Source organism: Micromonospora sp. CA-248089 (assembly GCF_050948515.1).
Taxonomy (GTDB): Bacteria; Actinomycetota; Actinomycetes; order Mycobacteriales; family Micromonosporaceae; genus Micromonospora.
Window position 1 is genome coordinate 3,617,584 of sequence record NZ_CP192016.1, and the last position, 16,971, is coordinate 3,634,554.

The 16,971-nt window shown below is 74.7% G+C and carries 13 protein-coding genes and 1 pseudogene; 8 read left to right on the forward strand and 6 right to left on the reverse strand.

All coding sequences use genetic code 11. The annotated features are described in order from the left end of the window. The first annotated feature begins 322 nt into the window (after nt 1–322). From ACQP26_RS17235 to ACQP26_RS17260, 6 genes are all read left to right on the forward strand, one after another. Nucleotides 323–1,162, forward strand: coding sequence for an AfsR/SARP family transcriptional regulator (locus ACQP26_RS17235; RefSeq protein WP_269705705.1), 840 nt, complete (start codon nt 323–325; stop codon nt 1,160–1,162). Between the two features lie 62 nt (nt 1,163–1,224). Next, the gene (locus ACQP26_RS17240) at nt 1,225–1,572 is read left to right on the forward strand and encodes a TcmI family type II polyketide cyclase (protein WP_269705704.1); all 348 of its coding nucleotides are present in this window, start codon (nt 1,225–1,227) and stop codon (nt 1,570–1,572) included. A gap of 253 nt (nt 1,573–1,825) precedes the next feature. Next, nucleotides 1,826–2,887 (forward strand): helix-hairpin-helix domain-containing protein, encoded by a 1,062-nt coding sequence (locus ACQP26_RS17245; protein ID WP_433493364.1) that lies wholly within the window; start codon nt 1,826–1,828, stop codon nt 2,885–2,887. A gap of 222 nt (nt 2,888–3,109) precedes the next feature. After that, on the forward strand, nt 3,110–4,312 hold the full coding sequence (locus ACQP26_RS17250; RefSeq protein ID WP_269705702.1) for a low temperature requirement protein A: 1,203 nt from the start codon (nt 3,110–3,112) through the stop codon (nt 4,310–4,312). Nucleotides 4,313–4,420: 108 nt separating this feature from the next. Then, the gene (locus ACQP26_RS17255; protein WP_013286658.1) at nt 4,421–4,627 is read left to right on the forward strand and encodes a hypothetical protein; all 207 of its coding nucleotides are present in this window, start codon (nt 4,421–4,423) and stop codon (nt 4,625–4,627) included. A 175-nt stretch (nt 4,628–4,802) separates the two neighbouring features. Next, entirely contained in the window at nt 4,803–5,762 is a 960-nt protein-coding gene (locus ACQP26_RS17260; protein WP_281577647.1) for a TIGR03557 family F420-dependent LLM class oxidoreductase, read from the forward strand. A 39-nt stretch (nt 5,763–5,801) separates the two neighbouring features. Here ACQP26_RS17260 and ACQP26_RS17265 read toward each other — a convergent pair whose 3' ends face one another. From ACQP26_RS17265 to ACQP26_RS17280, 4 genes are all read right to left on the reverse strand, one after another. Next, nucleotides 5,802–7,898: an amino acid transporter gene (locus ACQP26_RS17265; RefSeq protein WP_433493365.1), complete on the reverse strand. Its 2,097-nt coding sequence runs from the start codon at nt 7,896–7,898 to the stop codon at nt 5,802–5,804. Between the two features lie 78 nt (nt 7,899–7,976). Continuing rightward, nucleotides 7,977–8,399, reverse strand: coding sequence for a hypothetical protein (locus ACQP26_RS17270; protein ID WP_269705699.1), 423 nt, complete (start codon nt 8,397–8,399; stop codon nt 7,977–7,979). A 95-nt stretch (nt 8,400–8,494) separates the two neighbouring features. Then, complete coding sequence (locus ACQP26_RS17275; protein WP_269705698.1) at nt 8,495–9,265, reverse strand: DUF5995 family protein; 771 nt, start codon at nt 9,263–9,265, stop codon at nt 8,495–8,497. Between the two features lie 113 nt (nt 9,266–9,378). Further along, nucleotides 9,379–12,318: a helix-turn-helix transcriptional regulator gene (locus ACQP26_RS17280; RefSeq protein WP_433493366.1), complete on the reverse strand. Its 2,940-nt coding sequence runs from the start codon at nt 12,316–12,318 to the stop codon at nt 9,379–9,381. Between the two features lie 189 nt (nt 12,319–12,507). On the opposite strand from ACQP26_RS17280, the pseudogene ACQP26_RS17285 reads away from it, so the two are divergent. Continuing rightward, nucleotides 12,508–13,572 (forward strand): annotated as a pseudogene (locus ACQP26_RS17285) (adenylate/guanylate cyclase domain-containing protein); the annotation flags it as partial. A gap of 957 nt (nt 13,573–14,529) precedes the next feature. Here the strand turns inward: ACQP26_RS17285 and paaI are convergent. Then, nucleotides 14,530–14,937, reverse strand: a complete 408-nt coding sequence (gene paaI / locus ACQP26_RS17290) for a hydroxyphenylacetyl-CoA thioesterase PaaI (RefSeq protein ID WP_091417677.1) — start codon at nt 14,935–14,937, stop codon at nt 14,530–14,532. Nucleotide 14,938: 1 nt separating this feature from the next. Continuing rightward, nucleotides 14,939–16,246 (reverse strand): phenylacetate--CoA ligase PaaK, encoded by a 1,308-nt coding sequence (gene paaK, locus ACQP26_RS17295; RefSeq protein WP_433493367.1) that lies wholly within the window; start codon nt 16,244–16,246, stop codon nt 14,939–14,941. Nucleotides 16,247–16,487: 241 nt separating this feature from the next. On the opposite strand from paaK, the gene ACQP26_RS17300 reads away from it, so the two are divergent. Next, the gene (locus ACQP26_RS17300) at nt 16,488–16,958 is read left to right on the forward strand and encodes a FluC/FEX family fluoride channel (protein ID WP_433493368.1); all 471 of its coding nucleotides are present in this window, start codon (nt 16,488–16,490) and stop codon (nt 16,956–16,958) included. Nucleotides 16,959–16,971: the final 13 nt, after the last annotated feature.

Genomic DNA, 16,971 nt, shown 5'->3' on the forward strand with positions numbered 1-16,971 from the left:
TCAACCGGGCCCCATCGCGCCACAAACATGGTGACGCTGCGTTGACGCAAGCTGTGCGCGAGCTATGGGAAGATCGCCTTCCGCTCTCCGGGTGACGACACTTCTTCGCAGATCACAGGCGTATTACCGGTCCGCTGCGGACAGTCAGGTGACCGACGGATCGTTGACTGAGAGTAACAGGCGTTGATATTCTGCGTCTCGGTCAGCCCGGCCACGGTGGAGCTTCCGGCCGTGGCGGAGGCGTTCCGACACCGGCGTCGCGGGCGGCGGTCCGGGCAACGCGATACGTCGGGACGAGGGTTCCGGTGCTGGGGGGTGCGCCGTGTCGGGTGGATCGAGAATGCCGACGGCGGGCGAACCCGCCCCACGGGTGTCACTGCACCTGCTCGGCGGATTCCAGCTGCTGCACGACGACGCGCCGGTGGTCGTACCCCGGGGGTTGCAGCGCGTCATCGCCCTGATCGGCCTGCGGCCGGCCGCGACCCGCAGCCACCTCGCCGGGCTGCTGTGGCCCGAGACGCCGGAGGAGCGGGCGCTGTCGTCGCTGCGGACCGCCCTGTGGCGGCTGCGGCAGGACCCGTGCTGCCCGCTGCGCACCGACGGCGACACCGTCCGCCTCGGACCGACCGTCCGCCTCGACGTGGACGACCTGGTGGAGACCGCCGCGCTGGTCCGCGAGGGCGCCGTCCCGCGCGGCGCCGCCGGCGCCGGACGCCACGACCTGCTCCCCGGCTGGTACGACGACTGGGTGCTGCTGGAACGCGAACGGCTGCGCCAGCTGCGCCTGCACATGCTGGAGGAACTCGCCGGCAACCACCTCGCCGCCGGACGGCACGGCGAGGCGCTGGAGGCCGCGCTGGAGGCGATGGCCGCCGAGCCGCTGCGGGAGACCCCGCACCGACTGGTGGTCCGCATCCACCTGGCCGAGGGCAACGCGTTCGAGGCGGTCCACTCCTTCTACGTCTACCGGGACCTGCTCCTGCGCGAGCTGCGCCTGGAACCGTCCCCGGCGATGACCGCGTTGCTCGACGACACCCTCGCGCCGATCCGCCGGGCCAGCCGCCCGGAGCCGCCGCCGCGCCGCACCGACCGGACCGCCAAGCCGGCGCCGCGCGCCCCCGCCGCGCCGCCACCACCATCAATGCCCCGGGGTACGCGGTGACGGCCAGGTGACAGCGCGACCGGCACCGTGAACGCAGCACCGCCGCGGCGAGAGGGGTCACGATGAGTCGACTGTTGGTGGTCAGCCGGATCGTGCCGGGTGCGCAGGGACGGGTGGCGCAGATCTTCGCCGAGGCCGACGCGACCGAACTCCCCCACCTCACCGGCGTGCGGCACCGGTCGCTGTACTACCTGCACGACCTGTGCGTCCATCTGATGGAGACCGTCGACGTCGACCCCGGGCTGACCGCGGAGCTGCGCGACCACCCGCTCTACGAACAGGTGAACAAGCGGCTCTCCGCGCACACCTCGCCGTACCTGCCGACCTGGAACTCCCCCCGCGACGCCGTGGCCGGCTGCTTCTACAGCTGGGACGCCTCCGACACCCCTGCGCCCGACCGGATCCACTGACCGGCCACGGGCGACGGACGGGACGCCCCGGAACCACGCACGGCACCGGGTTCCGGGGCGTCTCCCCGCCCTCCGACGCCGTTCGACGCGGCCGTACGGCACACGCTCGGTCATGCTCCGGCCACCGGCCGACACCGCCGGTCCCACCGTCGTGGCCCGGCCCCGGCCTGCCTGTCGTGCGCCGCGCGCGTGTGCGAAGCTGCCCCGAGTCTTTCGGCACCGTCGTACACGTACATATAGAAGGAGGTTGGCCATGCCGTCGAGCTTCGGGCAGTGGCTTTTCGTGATACTGGCCCTGCTCATCGGATTCGGCGCCGGTTGGTTCCTGGTCGGCCGCCGCCGGTCCGGCACCCCGGCGACGCCCACGGTGGAGACCACCCCCGCGGTGACCGCCACCGTCGACGAGCCGCGCCCGGTCGCCGTGGTCGACGAGCCCCCGGCGGCCGCCACGCTGGCCGAGCAGCCCGCGCCCACCGAGACCGCGACCGCCGAACCGGCCGTCGCCACCGCCCGCACCGCCGACGAGCCGGCCGAGTCCTCCCCCGCCGCCGCCGCCGAGGCCGCCACCTCCGAGCCCGTCGTGTCCGAGCCGGTCGCCGCCGAGTCGGTCGTGTCCGAGCCCGTCGCCACCGAGCCGGTCACCGCCGAGGCCGCCACCTCCGAACCGGTCACCGCCGAGCCCGTCGTGTCCGAACCGGTCGCCGCCGAGCCCGTCGTGTTCGAGCCCGTCGCCGCCGAGCCGGTGTCGCCCTCGGCCGAGCCCGAGCCCGAGCCCGAGCCCGAGCAGGTTGCCGCGCCCGTGGCCGACGCCGAGCCGGCTCCGGCCACCGTCGACGCCCACCCGGTGACGGTTCCGGCCACCGCCGACGCCGAGCCGGTGGCGGCTCCGGCCACCCTCGCCGAGGACGAGCCCGTCACGGAGAAGCAGCCCGCGGTCGGCGCGGCCGTCGACGCGCCGGCCACCGAGGCCGCGCCGGTCGAGGCCACCGAGCCGGTCGGCGCCGCCGAGCCGGTCGCCGTGCCCGCGCCGCGTACCTCGGTCGAGAACGACGCCCCGGCCGCGGCGGACGCCGGCGCGCCGGACGACTTCCGGCGGATCCAGGGCATCGGGCCGAAGCTGGCCGCCGCCCTGCAGGACGCCGGGATCCGCACCTACCGGCAGCTCGCCGAACTGGACGAGGCCGCGCTGCGGCAGACGGTGAAGGCCGCCGGCCTGCGCTCCGCGCCGGGTCTGGCCACCTGGCCGCAGCAGGCGAAGGTGCTGGCGGGCATCGGCGCGGACGCCGACCGGGTGCTCCCGGCCGGCGCCGAGTAGACGGTCCTGCGCGTTCCCGGGCCGGTGGTGACGATGGTCGCCACCGGCCCGGCGCGTTCCGCCATCCGCCAGCACGCCGGACTGGCCACATCACCAGCCGCCCCATCACCCCCAACCCGGAGCGGTATGCCGGAAAACGGACCGGGCGGGGACGGGCGTCGCTACGGTCGGTGAGGGGCCGCGACGGCCCGCCGCGCGTACCGCCACCCGCAGGAGCGTCTCGTGCCCACCGCAGCGCCGGAGCCCGCAGGCCGGCGACCGCCGGTCCGCGACCCGGAGGCGCCGCGCCGGGTGACGCTGCTCGAACTCTTCTTCGACCTGGTGTACGTGGTCGCGCTCGCGTTGATCTCGCGCAACCTGGTCGGGTCGGTGACCTGGGAACGGGCCGCCGAGTCCCTGGTCATGCTGATGGCGATCTGGTGGACCTGGGCGATCACCACGCTGGTCACCGACATCTACGACCCGCAGCGTACCGAGATCAAGCTGCTGATCGTGGCGGTGATGTTCGGCGCCCTGCTGATGACCACCGCCATCCCGGAGGCGTTCGGCGCCCGAGGGCTGGTGTTCGGCGGCACGTACGTGGCGATCCATCTCGGACGCGGCCTGTTCCTCATGCCCGCCGTCCGGCGGCACCCGCAGAGCAACCGCCGGGCACTGCGTATCTTCGTCTGGTTCGCCGTGTCGGCGGTGCCCTGGCTGGTCGGCGCGCTGGCCGCGCACGGCACCGCCCGCCTGTGGTTCTGGGCCGCCGCCCTGGCCATCGACTACCTGGGGTTCCGTCTGGCGTACCCGGTGCCCGGTCTGGGCGCGGTGCCGGAGGCCCAGCGCAACGTGACCGCCGAGCACCTGTCCGAGCGGTACCAGCAGTTCTTCATCATCGCGCTGGGCGACGCCGTGCTGGTCGCCGGCACCGTGTTCAGCCTGCACCACTCCGAGGCGGAGAACCTGGTCGCGTTCGCCACCGCGTTCGCCACCACGCTGTTGCTCTGGCGCATCTACGTACACAAGTCCGGTGAGCTGCTGCCGCACGCCATCGCCCGGGCCGCCCAGCCGAGCCGGTTTCTCAACACCGCGCCGTACACCCATCTGCTGATGGTGGCCGGGGTGGTGACCACCGCGGCGGGGTTCGACCTGGTCCTGCTGGAGCCGACCGGCCACACGCCGCCGGCCTGGCTGGCGGTGATCCTCGGCGGGCCGGCGCTGTTCCTGGCCGGGCGGGCCGCCTTCGAGTACGAGGTGTTCAGCCGGGTCTCGCCGTCGCGGCCGGGCGGGGTGCTGGCGCTGCTGTCGATCGCGCCGGCCGGGTTGTTCCTCGCGCCGGTCTACGCCTCGGCCGGGGCGATGCTGGTCCTGGCCGGAGTGGCGTTCGCCGACTACCGCCGCAGCCGGGGCCGCCCGCCGGAGGAGCCGATGCCGCCGCACTGAGGTAATCGGAATCGGCCGTGCCGGCACCTGCGCGCCGTTTGGCGGATCACCCGGACGGGGTACAAGGCCTCCACCTCGAATCCACCACAACCCCAGTGGAGGCAACTGATGCGCGGCACCTCGATAGTCGGCGTCCTGGTCGTCATCTGGCTCATCATCGGCGCCATCGCCGCCGGTCAGCGCGGCTACTACGGCAACGACGAAACCAACTGTGCGGAGGCGGGCACGATCCTGGTCACCATCGTGGCCGGCCCGCTGAACTACATCGGCGCCAACCCGAAGGTGGACTGCAAGCTCCCCGAGCCGTCGAAGTAGGCCGCCGCTCCCGTACTCCCCTCCCGGCCCGCGCCCGCCCGTCGAGCGCGGGCCGTTTCGTGTCCGCCGGGTCACCACCCCTACGGCATCCTAGGAGGCTGGGTCCGGCCGGGTTTGCGGGCGGAACGGGTGGGAACGGCAGCGGTTCGCCGACGACGGGAACGGAGAACCGGGCATGCGGATCGGCTACAAGCTCGCCTCGGAGGCGTTCGGGCCCCAGGAACTCATCCGGCAGGCGGTCCGGGCCGAGGAGGCCGGCTTCGACTTCGTCGAGATGAGCGACCACTACCACCCGTGGCTGGAGGTGCAGGGGCACTCCTGCTTCACCTGGAGCGCGCTCGGCGCGATCGCCGCGCGTACCACCGGCATCGGCCTCGCCACCGGTGTCACCTGCCCCTCGGTCCGCTACCACCCGGCGATCGTCGCGCAGGCCGCCGCCACCATGGCGCTGATCTCCGACGGGCGGTTCACGCTCGGGGTGGGCGCCGGCGAGCGGCTCAACGAACACGTCGTCGGGCAGGGGTTCCCGAGCGTCCGGGGGCGGCACGAGCGGCTGCGCGAGGCGCTGGAGATCATCCGGCTGCTCTGGCAGGGCGGATACCGCTCGTACGACGGCCGGCACCTGCAGCTGGAGGACGCCCGGATCTGGGACCTGCCCGACCAGCCGCCGGTCCTCGCCGTGGCCGCCAGCGGTAGGGAGTCGGCAGGTCTCGCGGCCGAGCTGGGCACCGGACTGTTCGCCACCGAGCCGAAGGCGTCGATCGTCGACCAGTACCGCAACGCCGGCGGTCAGGGCCCCCGCTACGCCGAGGTGCCGATGGCCTGGGCCGCCGACGAGGAGTCGGCGGTACGCGCGGCGAAGGAGACCAGCCGCTGGGCGGTCACCGGCTGGAAGGTGATGAGCGAGCTGCCCAACCCGGTGAACTTCGACGCCGCCACCTCCTGGGTCGAGGACCACCACATCCGGCGGCAGTTCTCCGTGGGCCCGGACGCGACGCCGCACGTGGAGAAGGCGCGGACGTACGTCGAGGCCGGCTTCGACCACATCGTGTTCCAGAACGCCGGCCCGGACCCGGACGGCTTCCTGGACTTCTGCGCCCGCGACCTGCTCGCCCGGGTACGCGCGCTCGGCTAGCCCACCGCGCCTCGGCCGGTCCCGTGTCCCGGCCGCTCCTCACCCGCCGACGTGGATGCCGGGGCGGCGGGTCGGGTCCGGCTCGGACTTGCGGATGATCTCCCGCACCACCGGCGGGGTGTCGCCCCGGCCGAGGATGAGGTAGCGCAGCAGGTGCGCGATCGGGTTCCCCTCCGACCACTCGAAGTGGCAGTGCGGGCGCACGCCGGTGGCGTCGCGCAGCGCCAGCAGGATCGCGGCTATCGCGTTCGGCGCGGCCGGGCTGCTGGCGCGCAGGATCCGGAAGCCGCCGGACTCCACCCCGTGCACCCGCAGCACCTGGCTGAACTGGGACGGATCGCTCACGTCGATCTCCAGGAACAGCACGTCGGCGGCGCCCGGCACCGGGTTCATCGACCGTTGCGCCCGCTCCTTGACCCGGTACTCCTTGACCGACCCGCGCTGCCGCTTGTTGGCGATCAGGTGCAGCCGCCCGTCCCGGGCGACGGACTCGTCGACGAAGCGTCGGGCCGGCTCGTCGAACTCGATCCGCTCGGCCCGCAGCTCGGTGGTCCGGGTGACCCGGGAGATCAGCGACACCGCGATGATCCCCGCGATGAAGAACCCGGAGATGGTGATCCCGTCGGGCTTGGCCACCACGTTCTCCACCAGCGCGTACAGCAGCACGGCGGTGAGCAGCGCGAAGCCGGCGGCGGCGGCGCGGCTGCGGGCGCGCAACGCCGCGATGGTCACCGCTATCGCGCCGGAGACCATCATCGCGAGGATGCCCGTGGCGTACGCGCCGGCCTGGGCGTTCACGTCGGCGCCGAACGCGATCGTGATGGCGATGCTGATCGCGGTGTAGACGAGCACCACCGGGCGCACCGCCCGCCCCCACTCCGGCGCCATGCCGTACGAGGGCAGATAACGGGGCACGATGTTGATCAGCCCGGCCATCGCCGACGCGCCGGCGAACCAGAGGATGAGCACGCTGCTGATGTCGTAGACGGTGCCGAACCCCTCCCCGAGGTGCTCGTGGGCGAGGAAGGCGAGCGCCCGGCCGTTGGCCGGCCCGCCGGGGTCGAACGCCTCCGGCGGGATCAGCACGGTGGTGACGAACGTGGTGGCGATCAGGTAGACCGACATGATCAGCGCGGCGGTGGTGAGCAGCCGCCGGGTGTTGCGGATCCGGGCGTCCAGCCGCCGCTGCGCGTCGTCGCCCTCGCCGCGCACCAGTGGCATCATGCTCACCCCGGTCTCGAAACCGGACAGGCCGAGCACCAGCAGCGGGAACGCGAGCACGCTCGTGACCACGATGTCGCCGGGCCCGCCGGCGTGGGCCAGCCGCCCGGTCCAGTCGTCGAGCAGACCCGGGTCGGCGACGACCTCGGCCACCCCGGCGACCACCACCACGGCGTTCAGCGCCAGGAACACCGCCACGAGCGGGATGGCGACCTGCACGGCCTCGCTGAACCCGAGCAGGAACACGCCGCCGAGCACGAGCAGCAGTGCCACGGTGACCAGCACCGCCGCCGTCTGCCCGTGCGGGAACGACGCGGGCAGGACCGGGTTCTCCAGCAGGTGCACGCTGGCGTCGGCGGCGGAGAGCGTGATCGTGATGATCCACGAGGTGGCGACGAAGCCGAGCAGCACCAGCACGAAGACCTTGCCCCGCCAGAACGGCAGCAGCCGTTCCAGCATGGCCACCGAGCCCTGCCCGTGCGGGCTCTCCCGGGCCACCCGGCGGTACATCGGCAGCATCCCGAGCAGCGTCAGCGCCACGATCAGCAGCGTGGCCAGCGGGCTGAGCGCGCCGGCCGCCACGGCGGCGATGCCGGGCAGGTAGGACAGCGTGGAGAAGTAGTCGACGCCGGTCAGGCACATCACCTGCCACCACGGGTGGGACCGGGTCTGGTGCTCGCGGACCTCCGGGCCGACCGGCTCGACCCGGTGCGCGAACAGCCACCGGTGCAGCCGGCCCGCCGGCGCGGCAGGCCGCGCCGGGGCCGCCACCCGTTCCGGCAGTTCCGGCGCCGTACGGCCGGACCGTTCGGCGTGGTCGCCGTGCCGCCCGGCGCGGGCCGCCGCGGCCGCGTGCGCCTCCCGGCGCCGCTCCCGCGCACGCCTGGGCTGCTCCGCGTCCCCCGCCTGCCCCATCTGCTCCCCTTCGTCCCCCTGGCAAAGACGGTAGGGCTTGTCCCGGGCGCGGCTCGGCCGAACCGGTCAAAGATCCGGTCAGCGGGCCAGCGCGCGCACCGCCGCCGGGTCGGCCACGGTGACGGTCACCGCCGGGTGCCGCAGCCAGGGGCCGGGCACCAGCGCCGCAACCGGCTCGGCGAAGCGCAGGCAGACGCCGCCGGCCACGCTCGCGCCGAAGGTCACCCCGCCGTCGGCCGCCGACAGGTGCGGGCCGATCGCCCGCCACCAGCGGTACGGTCCGCTCAGCTCCGCCCCGGTGACGTTGTCCGGCGTGGTGCGCAGCAGCCAGGGACCGAACCGGACGACGAGCGCGTCCGGTCCCCAGTCCAGCCAGGCCGTGGCGGGCCGGACCCCGAGCAGGGCCAGCGGCAGCCGGAACGCCGGGTCGAAGCGGAACGGGAAGCGGCGGACCGGGCCCGGCGGGAGCGCCCCGGGGCCGGCTGGTTCGTCTCGCGGCACGGCGGCGAGGTACCCGGTGCGGCGGGCTCGACACCCCGGGGGGCGTTCCCGCGTCCCGCGCCCGGACGGCGGGACGCGGGAACCCCCCGTCCCGGCTACTGCAGGAACGCCCCGAGGGGCGACAGCAGCAGCCGGCCGAGCAGCGCGGCGTTGTCGTCCAGCCGCGTCCGCTCACACTCGCGGGCGTCCGGGTCGTGCCGGCAGCGCCAGATCTTCTGCGCGTTGCGCCAGGCCACGTTCCGGGTGTACCCCACCAGTTCGCCCTGGTACCAGTCGTCGATGTCGCCGTTCACCATGTCGATCATGAGTTGCCAGTTGTCCAGGTAGCCACGGCGCAGCTCCGGGATCCGCTCGGCGAAGATCTTGTTGATCTCCAGGTAGTCGCGGTGCTGGTCGCTGCCGTCGATCGGCTCGGACTCCAGGCTGTCGAACGTGGTCACCAGCGCGAACGGCAGGTCGTAGTTGATGTGCGCGTTGACGCCCGCGGCGGCGGACGGCAGCGGCCGGGCGTCCGGGCCGCGCATGCGCTTGAACAGGCACGACCACGCCTTCGGGGTGCTCGGGCTGGAGTCGGTCCAGAACCGCAGCGCCTCGAAGTAGCGGGCCGCGAACTCCACGTCCAGCCGGGCCAGGAAGGCCGGGTCGCAGAACCGGTCGTCGTACAGGCCGTCGAGCACGGTGCTGGTGATGATCAGGTAGAGCTTGTTGAAGTCGGCGAGCGGGCAGCTCTCCTCCAGCGGCGGCAGCCGGACCAGCAGGTCCTGCAGCTTGGTCAGATGGTCCACGACCGCCGGCACGTCGGCGGGATGGTCGGCGAGAAGGCCGACGATGTCCTGGTGCACAGGACCCCAGACCGGTTCGGTCATCTCTCCTCCATCAGCCGGCCGGCGCCCCCACGACGCCACCCCTGTTCCGCGGGACAGCCTGCCAGTCACCGTCCACACAGGGATCCGTCGAACGACGTATTGCCGACGTACGCCTATTCCGCGCCGTTGCGCAGGAAGATGGCGCTGGCCTGCACCCGCGTGCGGACCTGGAGCTTGTCGAAGATGTGCGAGACGTGGACGCCGATGGTCCGCTCGCTGATGAACAGCCGCTGGCCGATCTCCCGGTTGGTCAGCCCTTCGGCGACCGCGGCGAGCACCTCCCGCTCCCGCGCGGTGAGCGTCGCCAGCTCGTCCACCGCCGGTCCGGCGGGCGCCGCCGCCCGCTGCCGGGGCACCGGCGCGGCCTCCGGCGCGGCGTCCACAGTCACCCGGGCCCGCGCGGCGATGGTACGGATCTCCGCGGTCAGCGGCACCGCGCCGAGCGACTGGGCCATCTCGTGCGCCCGGCGCAGCAGCTTGCCGGCGGTGGCCACCCGGCTGCGGCGGCCCAGCAGCGCCTCGGCCTGCCGCAACCGCGAGTACGCGGCCGGGTAGGGGTGGTTGCGCCGGTCCCACTCGGCGGCGGAACGCTCCCACAGCGCGGGGTCGCCGCGGCCGTCCTCGAGCCGGCTCAGCTCGGCCTCGCAGAGCGCCAGGAACCCCTCGGCCACGTAGCGCACCGGGGCGCCCGCCTTGGCGCTCTTGCCGGTCACCCGGTCGACCACCTCGCGCAGTCGGCGTACCGCGTTCGGGTCGACCTCGATCGTGCGGCTGGCCGTCGCCTCGGCCTCCGCGCGCAGCCCGTGCCAGGCCAGCGTGGCCAGCACGATCACGTCGTCGGAGCGGCTCTCGGTCAGGCCCCGCTGCACCGCCTGCCGGGCCAGGTCGTGCCGGCCCTGCCACATGGCCAGGCCGGCGCGCAGGATGAGCATCGGCAGCACGTGCCGGGCGCCGCCACCGGCCAGCACCGTCGCCACCGCCTCCAGGTCGCGGTCGGACGCCTCGACGTCGCCGTACCCGACGGACAGCCGGCACCGGGCCAGTAGCAGCTCGACCGCGTCGGCCCCGGACGGGCGGTGCCGCAGCGCGGCGGCGACGACCTTCTCCGCCTCGGCCCACTGCCCCACCCGGAACAGTCCGTTCGTCGCCACCGCCAGCAGCCGGGTCTCCCAGGTGCGGCCGAGCCCCAGCTCGGCGACCCGGTCGGCACCCCGGCGGGCCACCACCACCCCCTCCTCGAGGATGTTCAGCGGCCCGGTGAGCAGCTCGGCCAGGTGCAGGTACGCGCAGGCCACGTCCTCCGGGCGCCCGGCCCGCTCGGCGGTGTCCAGCGCCTGGCGCATCACCGCCAGCCCGGCGGCCGGATCCTCCAGGAACGCCTCGCTGAACCCGAGCGCGGCGCTGGCCATCACCACCTCGGAGGTGGTGCCGGGAACGTCGGCGGCGAGCGCGAGGGCCTCCCGGGCCTGGTCGCCGGCCTCGGCGTAGCGGCCCAGGTGCAGCAGCAGCTCGGCCAGCCGGGCCGCGGCGGTGCACCGCTCCTGCGGCGTGCAGTCGGGCGAGTCCAGCACCCGCCGGTACTCCTGCTCCGCGGGTGCCGACCGGCCGGCCGCGGCCAGGTAGCGGGCCCGGCGGATGCGCAACCCGCAGACCGGCGGGCCGGACGGGTCGTCGGCCAGTTCCTCGAGCAGCGTGAGGGCGCGGGCGTGCTCGCCGCTGTGGTGCGCGGCCTCGGCGGCGTGACTGAGCAGCTCGGCCCGGTCCACGTCCACCGGCTCCGGCAGTCCCCCGTCGGGCAGGACGGCGGCCGGCTCGGTGGCCAGGGTCAGCGCGGCGGACCAGTGGCGGTGCGCCTCGGCGTACCCGTGCAGTCGCTCCGCCTCGCGGGCCGCGGCCATCGCGGCGGGCAGCGCCCGGGCCGGTTCGCCGGCCTGCCGCCAGTGGTGCGCGAGCCGGGCCTGGTGCAGTTCGGCCGGTACGGCGGTGAGCGCCTCGGCGTAGCGGCGGTGCAGCGCGGCCCGTTCGGCGGGCAGCAGTTCGTGGGCCAGGACCTCGGCGACCAGCCGGTGCCGCAGCCGGTAACCGTCGTCGGCGCCGACCAGCAGGCGGTGCGCGACCGCCTCGCGGACCGCGTCGAGCAGCTCCTCCTCGGGCAGCCGCACCACCTGGGCCAGCAGCCAGTGCTCGACCGGTTCGACGCCCGCCGCCACCGCGTGCACCACCGCGTGCGCCGGCTGGGGCAGCGCGTCGACCCGGTCGAGGAACACCTCGCGCAGCGTGTCGGAGAGGCCGTCGCGGCCGTCGCGCCGGTCCCGGGCCAGTTCCTCCACCACGAACGGGTTGCCGCCGCTGCGCTGCCAGAGCTGGTCGGCGGCCTCCGGCGGCAGCGGCGCGCCGACCACCGCGGCCGCCAGCTCGTCGGTGGCGGACCGGTCCAGCGGCAGCAGGTCGATCACCCGTACCGAACGCAGCCGGCGCAGCTCGGTGAGCACCCGGCGCAGCGGGTGCGCGCCGCGCAGCGACTCGGCCCGGATCGCGGCCAGCACGGAGAGCTGGAGGTCGCCCAGCCCGGCGAGGAGGTAGAGCAGGAGCTGTCGGGTGCTGCGGTCGACCCACTGCAGATCGTCGAGGACGAGCACCAGCGGACGCCCGCCGGCCACCAGGTGCAGGCCCTGGGCGACCCGCTCCAGCAGCGCCCCGGCGCCGTCCGGGCCCGGGGTCTCCTCGTCGAAGACCTGCAGGACCCCGCGGACGGCCGATGTGGTGCGCGCGTCGGCCTGCTCGGCGTCGAGCCGGCGCAGCGCCTGCCGGACCGGGTGCAACGGCGAGGCGTCTCCGATGTCGAGACAGGTGCCGGTGAGCACCAGCGCGCCGCTGCGTCGCAACTGCTCGCCGGCCTCGGTCAGCAGGCGGGTCTTGCCCACTCCGCTCTCTCCGGTGAGGAACACCGCGCCGGTCTGCCCGGGCCGCAGGTCGTCGTAGAGCGCCGACCGCAGCGTCGCCATGGTGCCGGACCGGCCGACGAGCGGTGCGGTGTCCACGTCGCTGGCCATGGGACGCAGCCTAGTCACAGGTCCCCGCACCGTTCTACGGCCTTCGGGCCGGACTCGTACTCCTCGCGTCGACTACACGACTAATGGTTGCGGGTGCCCGACATACGTCGTCCTACAGATCCCCCGAGAACCCGGTGGTGGAAGTCTGCTGAGGTCGTCGGGCACCACAACAGGGAAAGGGTGGGTGCGATGTTGATCACCACGCCCGTGGGGAGTCGGAAAGCCGTCATCGCGGCGTGCCGGCCGGTGCCCGAGGAACGACGTGTCGTGACCGTCCTCTTCGTCGACATCGTCGGCTCGACCCGTCTGGTGGAGCGGCTCGACCCGGAAGACGTACGGGCGCTGCAACGCGCCTACTTCGGCACCGTCGCCTCCGTGCTGCGCCGCTGGCGGGGCGTGGTGGAGAAGTACGTCGGCGACGCCGTGATGGCACTGTTCGGCGCGTCCGGTTCGGACGGTCTGGACGCGTACCGGGCGGTGCGGGCCGGGCTGGACATCCAGGCCGCGCTGGCGCGGCGACGGCCGGCCGGTGTCCGGCTGCGCGTGCGGGTGGGCGTGGCGACCGGCGAGGTGCTGCTGGACCTGGCCGGGGTCCGGGACGGCGGCCACGGCGCGGCCAGCGGCGCGGTCATCACCACGGCGGCCCGCCTCCAGGAGCACGCGCCGCCGGGCGGAGTCGTCGTCTGCCCGGTCACCCGGGACGCGGTGGCCGGCCTGGTCGAGCAGCGTCCACTCGCCACGCTGACGCTCGCCGGCAAGGCGCTTCCGCTGGACGTGTGGCGGGTCACGGGGGCGGCCGGGAGCGGGCCGGCCCGGCATCGCACGCCGCTCGTCGGCCGTCGCCGCGAGGTGGCGAGCGCCGCCGACGAGGTGAGCCGGGCCCTGCGGGAGCGGCGTCCCCGGTGGATCTCCCTGGTCGGTCCGCCGGGCAGCGGCCGCAGCCGGCTGCTGCACGAGGTGACCCGCGCCGTGTCGAGCGTGGACGGTGTGCCGGTGCGCGTGCGGGTGACTGCCTGCCCGCCGTACCCGTGCGGGGAACTGGCGCCGCTGGCCGGCCTGGTCCGGCCCCGGCCGGGCGGTCCGGCCGCGGACGGTCCGGGCGGCGGTGCGCTCGCCGCGTTCCTCGCCGCGCCGGACGACGACACGGTGGCGGCCCGCGCCGTGGTCGCCTGCCGGGAGGCGCTGCTCGGCCTGGCCGCCGACGCGCCGCTGGTGGTCGCGGTGGACGACCTGGACCGGGCCGCCCCGGCGTTGCGCCGCTTCCTGCACCAGCTCCACGTGGCGGCGGACGAGCGGGGACTGCCGCTGGCGGTGGTCACCACGTGCGGCGCCGGCTCGGCCGACCCGCTGCCCGCCCCGGCGCGGCGGATCCCGCTGGAGCCGCTGGATGCGTCGGACAGCGGGCGGCTGCTGCGGCACCTGCTCCACCGGGCCGGGCGGCCCGCCGCGCTCGCCGGCCGGCTGGTCGCGCTGGTCGGCGGCAATCCGGCCGTCGCGACCGCGTACGCGTCGGCCGATCCGGCCGGCGAGCCCGGTGGTGTGCCGGCGTTCGCGCGCCGCCTGGTGGACGTCCGGCTGGACCGGCTCGACGGTACGCACCGGGCGGCGCTGCTGGCCGGGGCCGCCCGGGGCGGCCCGGTCGTGGCCGCCGCGGTGGAGGCGATGCTCGGCTGGCCCGCCGGCCGGGCCGAGCCGGTGCTGCGGGCGCTGGCCGCGGCGGGGCTGGTACACCCGCTCGCCGCCGGCGCCTGGACTGTCGACGCGCTGGTGGCCCGGGTGGCCGCGCTGCGGTTGTCGCGTGCGGTACGCGCCGACTTCGCCCGCCGCCTGCGTACCGCGAAGGACACCGCTGCCGGCCGCGTGCCGGGAGCGGGAACCGGCGTCCCGGTCCGGGACGCCGACGAGCGGGACGTGTGCCCGCTCGGGGCGGGACGGTCGCGCCGGTCGGGTGGAGGGCCCGACCGGCGCCCGTCCCGCCGGACCGGTTCGATCGCTCCGACCCGCTGCGGGTGGTGCCCGGACGGCCGGGGCAGCCGGTGCGGGCCGGACCGGGCGTCACGCGGTGGCCCGGACGGCCCGGGCGGGTGGGCCGGCGAAGAACCGAGCCCGGCGGGCACACGCTCGGGCTGGCCGCATGAGCGTGACGTCCGGGTCGGAGCGGGCACGGGGCCACTCCGGCCGGGACGTCACCCGGCGGCCGGGCCGGTCGGATCAGTCGCGGGCGATGGTGCGGCTGCGTCCCCGGAACTCGGCCACCACCTCGTCGCCGCGCCGCACCGTCACGTCGTAGATGCCGCTGCGGCCGTGCCGGACCCGCTCGGTGGCGTACGCCTCCAGCAGGTCGCCCTCGCGCACCGGGCGCAGGAAGCTGATCTCGCCGCCGGCCGCCACCGTCGCCGGGCCGTGGCTGTTGCAGGCCAGCGCGAAGGCGGTGTCGGCGAGCAGGAACACGAAGCCGCCGTGCCCGATCGCGTGCCCGTTGAGCATCGCCGGGGTGACCCGCATCCGGGCCACCGCCGCGCCGTCGCCGGCCGAGACGAGCTCGATGCCGAGACCCTTGGACGCGACGTCGGCGTCGAACATGTCGTGCGCCGCGGTACGGCCGCCGTCACCGGCCATCTCAGGACTCCCGCCGCTGGTCGACGATGCGGCGCATCTTGCCCATCGAACGTTCCACCCCGTCCGGTTCGATCACCCGTACCGCCACCGACACCCCGATCGTGTTCTTCACCTGCTCGACGAGGGCGGCGCCGGCCCGCTCGGCCTCGTCGGCGGCGGCGCCCGCGCGCCGCTCCACGTGCACGGTGAGCGTGTCGAGCCGGCCCCGCCGGTCGAGCACGCACTGGAAGTGCGGCGACAACGCCGGGGTACGCAGGATCAGCTCCTCGATCTGGGTCGGGAAGACGTTCACCCCGCGGACGATCATCATGTCGTCGGTCCGCCCGGTGATCTTCTCGATGCGCCGCATCGGGCGGGCGGTGCCGGGCAGCAGCCGGGTCAGGTCGCGGGTGCGGTAGCGGACGACCGGCATGGCCTCCTTGGTCAGCGAGGTCAGCACCAGCTCACCCCGCTGTCCGTCGGGCAGCACCTCTCCGGTGACCGGGTCGATGATCTCCGGGTAGAAGTGGTCCTCCCACAGGTGCAGGCCGTCCTTGGTCTCCACGCACTCGACCGCCACACCCGGGCCCATCACCTCGGACAGGCCGTAGATGTCGAGCGCGTGCATGTCCAGGCGCTGCTCCAGCTCACGGCGCATGTCCTCGGTCCACGGCTCGGCACCGAAGATCCCCACCCGCAGCGAGGTGGCGCGCGGGTCGATCCCCTGGCGTTCCATCTCGTCGACGATGGCGAGCATGTAGCTCGGGGTCACCATGACGACCTCCGGCTCGAGGTCGCGGATCAGCGTGACCTGACGCTCGGTCATGCCGCCGGAGACCGGCACGACGGTGCAGCCCAGCTCCTCGGCGCCGTAGTGCGCGCCGAGGCCGCCGGTGAACAGCCCGTAGCCGTACGCGACGTGCACCCGGTCGCCGCGGCGGCCCCCGGCGGCCCGGATCGAGCGGGCCATGAGCGTCGCCCAGGTGTCCAGGTCGGCGCGGGTGTAGCCGACCACCGTGGGACGCCCGGTGGTGCCGGAGGAGGCGTGCAGCCGGGCGATCCGCTCGCGCGGCACCGCGAACATGCCGAACGGGTAGTTCTCCCGCAGCTCCGCCTTCGTGGTGAACGGGAAGCGGGCCAGGTCGGCCAGGTCACGCAGGTCGTCGGGGTGCGCGCCGAGGGCGTCGAACGCGCGCCGGTAGTGGGGCACGTTGTCGTACGCGTGCCGCAGCGAGTGCCGCAGCCGGTCCCGTTGCAGCGCGCGCAGCTCGTCGACGCCGATCCGCTCGACGGGATCCAGCTCCTCCGGACGGGGCGTGCGCTCCTCCACGGTGACCTCCTGGTACGAGGGACCCCGGACGCCGCCGCCCCGGGGCGATCCCGCCCACCGTACGCCCGCCCCCACCCTCCCCGGCCGGCCCCACCCCCTCCCCCGCGATCTTGCACTTGCCGCCCCTCGGGTGTCCGGTTCGCGCCCTTCGCCGGAGCCGAAACCGCAAGATCGCCGGGAACGGGGCGGGGGCGGGAGCGGGAAGGCGGGGTTATGCTCGCGGGTGCTGGTGGGAGGTGTCGTGTCGGATCCCCGAGTCGATCCTGACGTCGACCTGCGCGTACCGGCGGACCGGACGGAACTGTCCGCGCACCCGGCGGCGGTGCTCGGCGTGATCGCTGCCGGAGGCGTGCTCGGCGCGCTCGCGCGGGCGGGCGCCCAGGCCGCCCTGCCGCACCAGCCCGGCGACTTCCCCTGGGCCACGTTCGCCGTCAACGTCACCGGATGCCTGCTCATCGGCGTGCTGATGGCGGTGCTCGCCGCCCGGCCGGTCCACCCGCTGACCCGGCCGTTCCTCGGGGTCGGCGTGCTCGGCGGGTTCACCACCTTCTCCGCGTACGCGGTCGACGCGCAGCGGCTGCTGACCGACGGCGCGCCCGGTACGGCGGGCGCCTACCTGGCCGCCACGGTGCTCGGCGCGCTGGCGGCGGTCGCCGCCGGGGACACGGTGACCGCACGGCTGCTGGCCGCCCGGCACGGGCGGACCTCGTGACCGCCGGGACGGT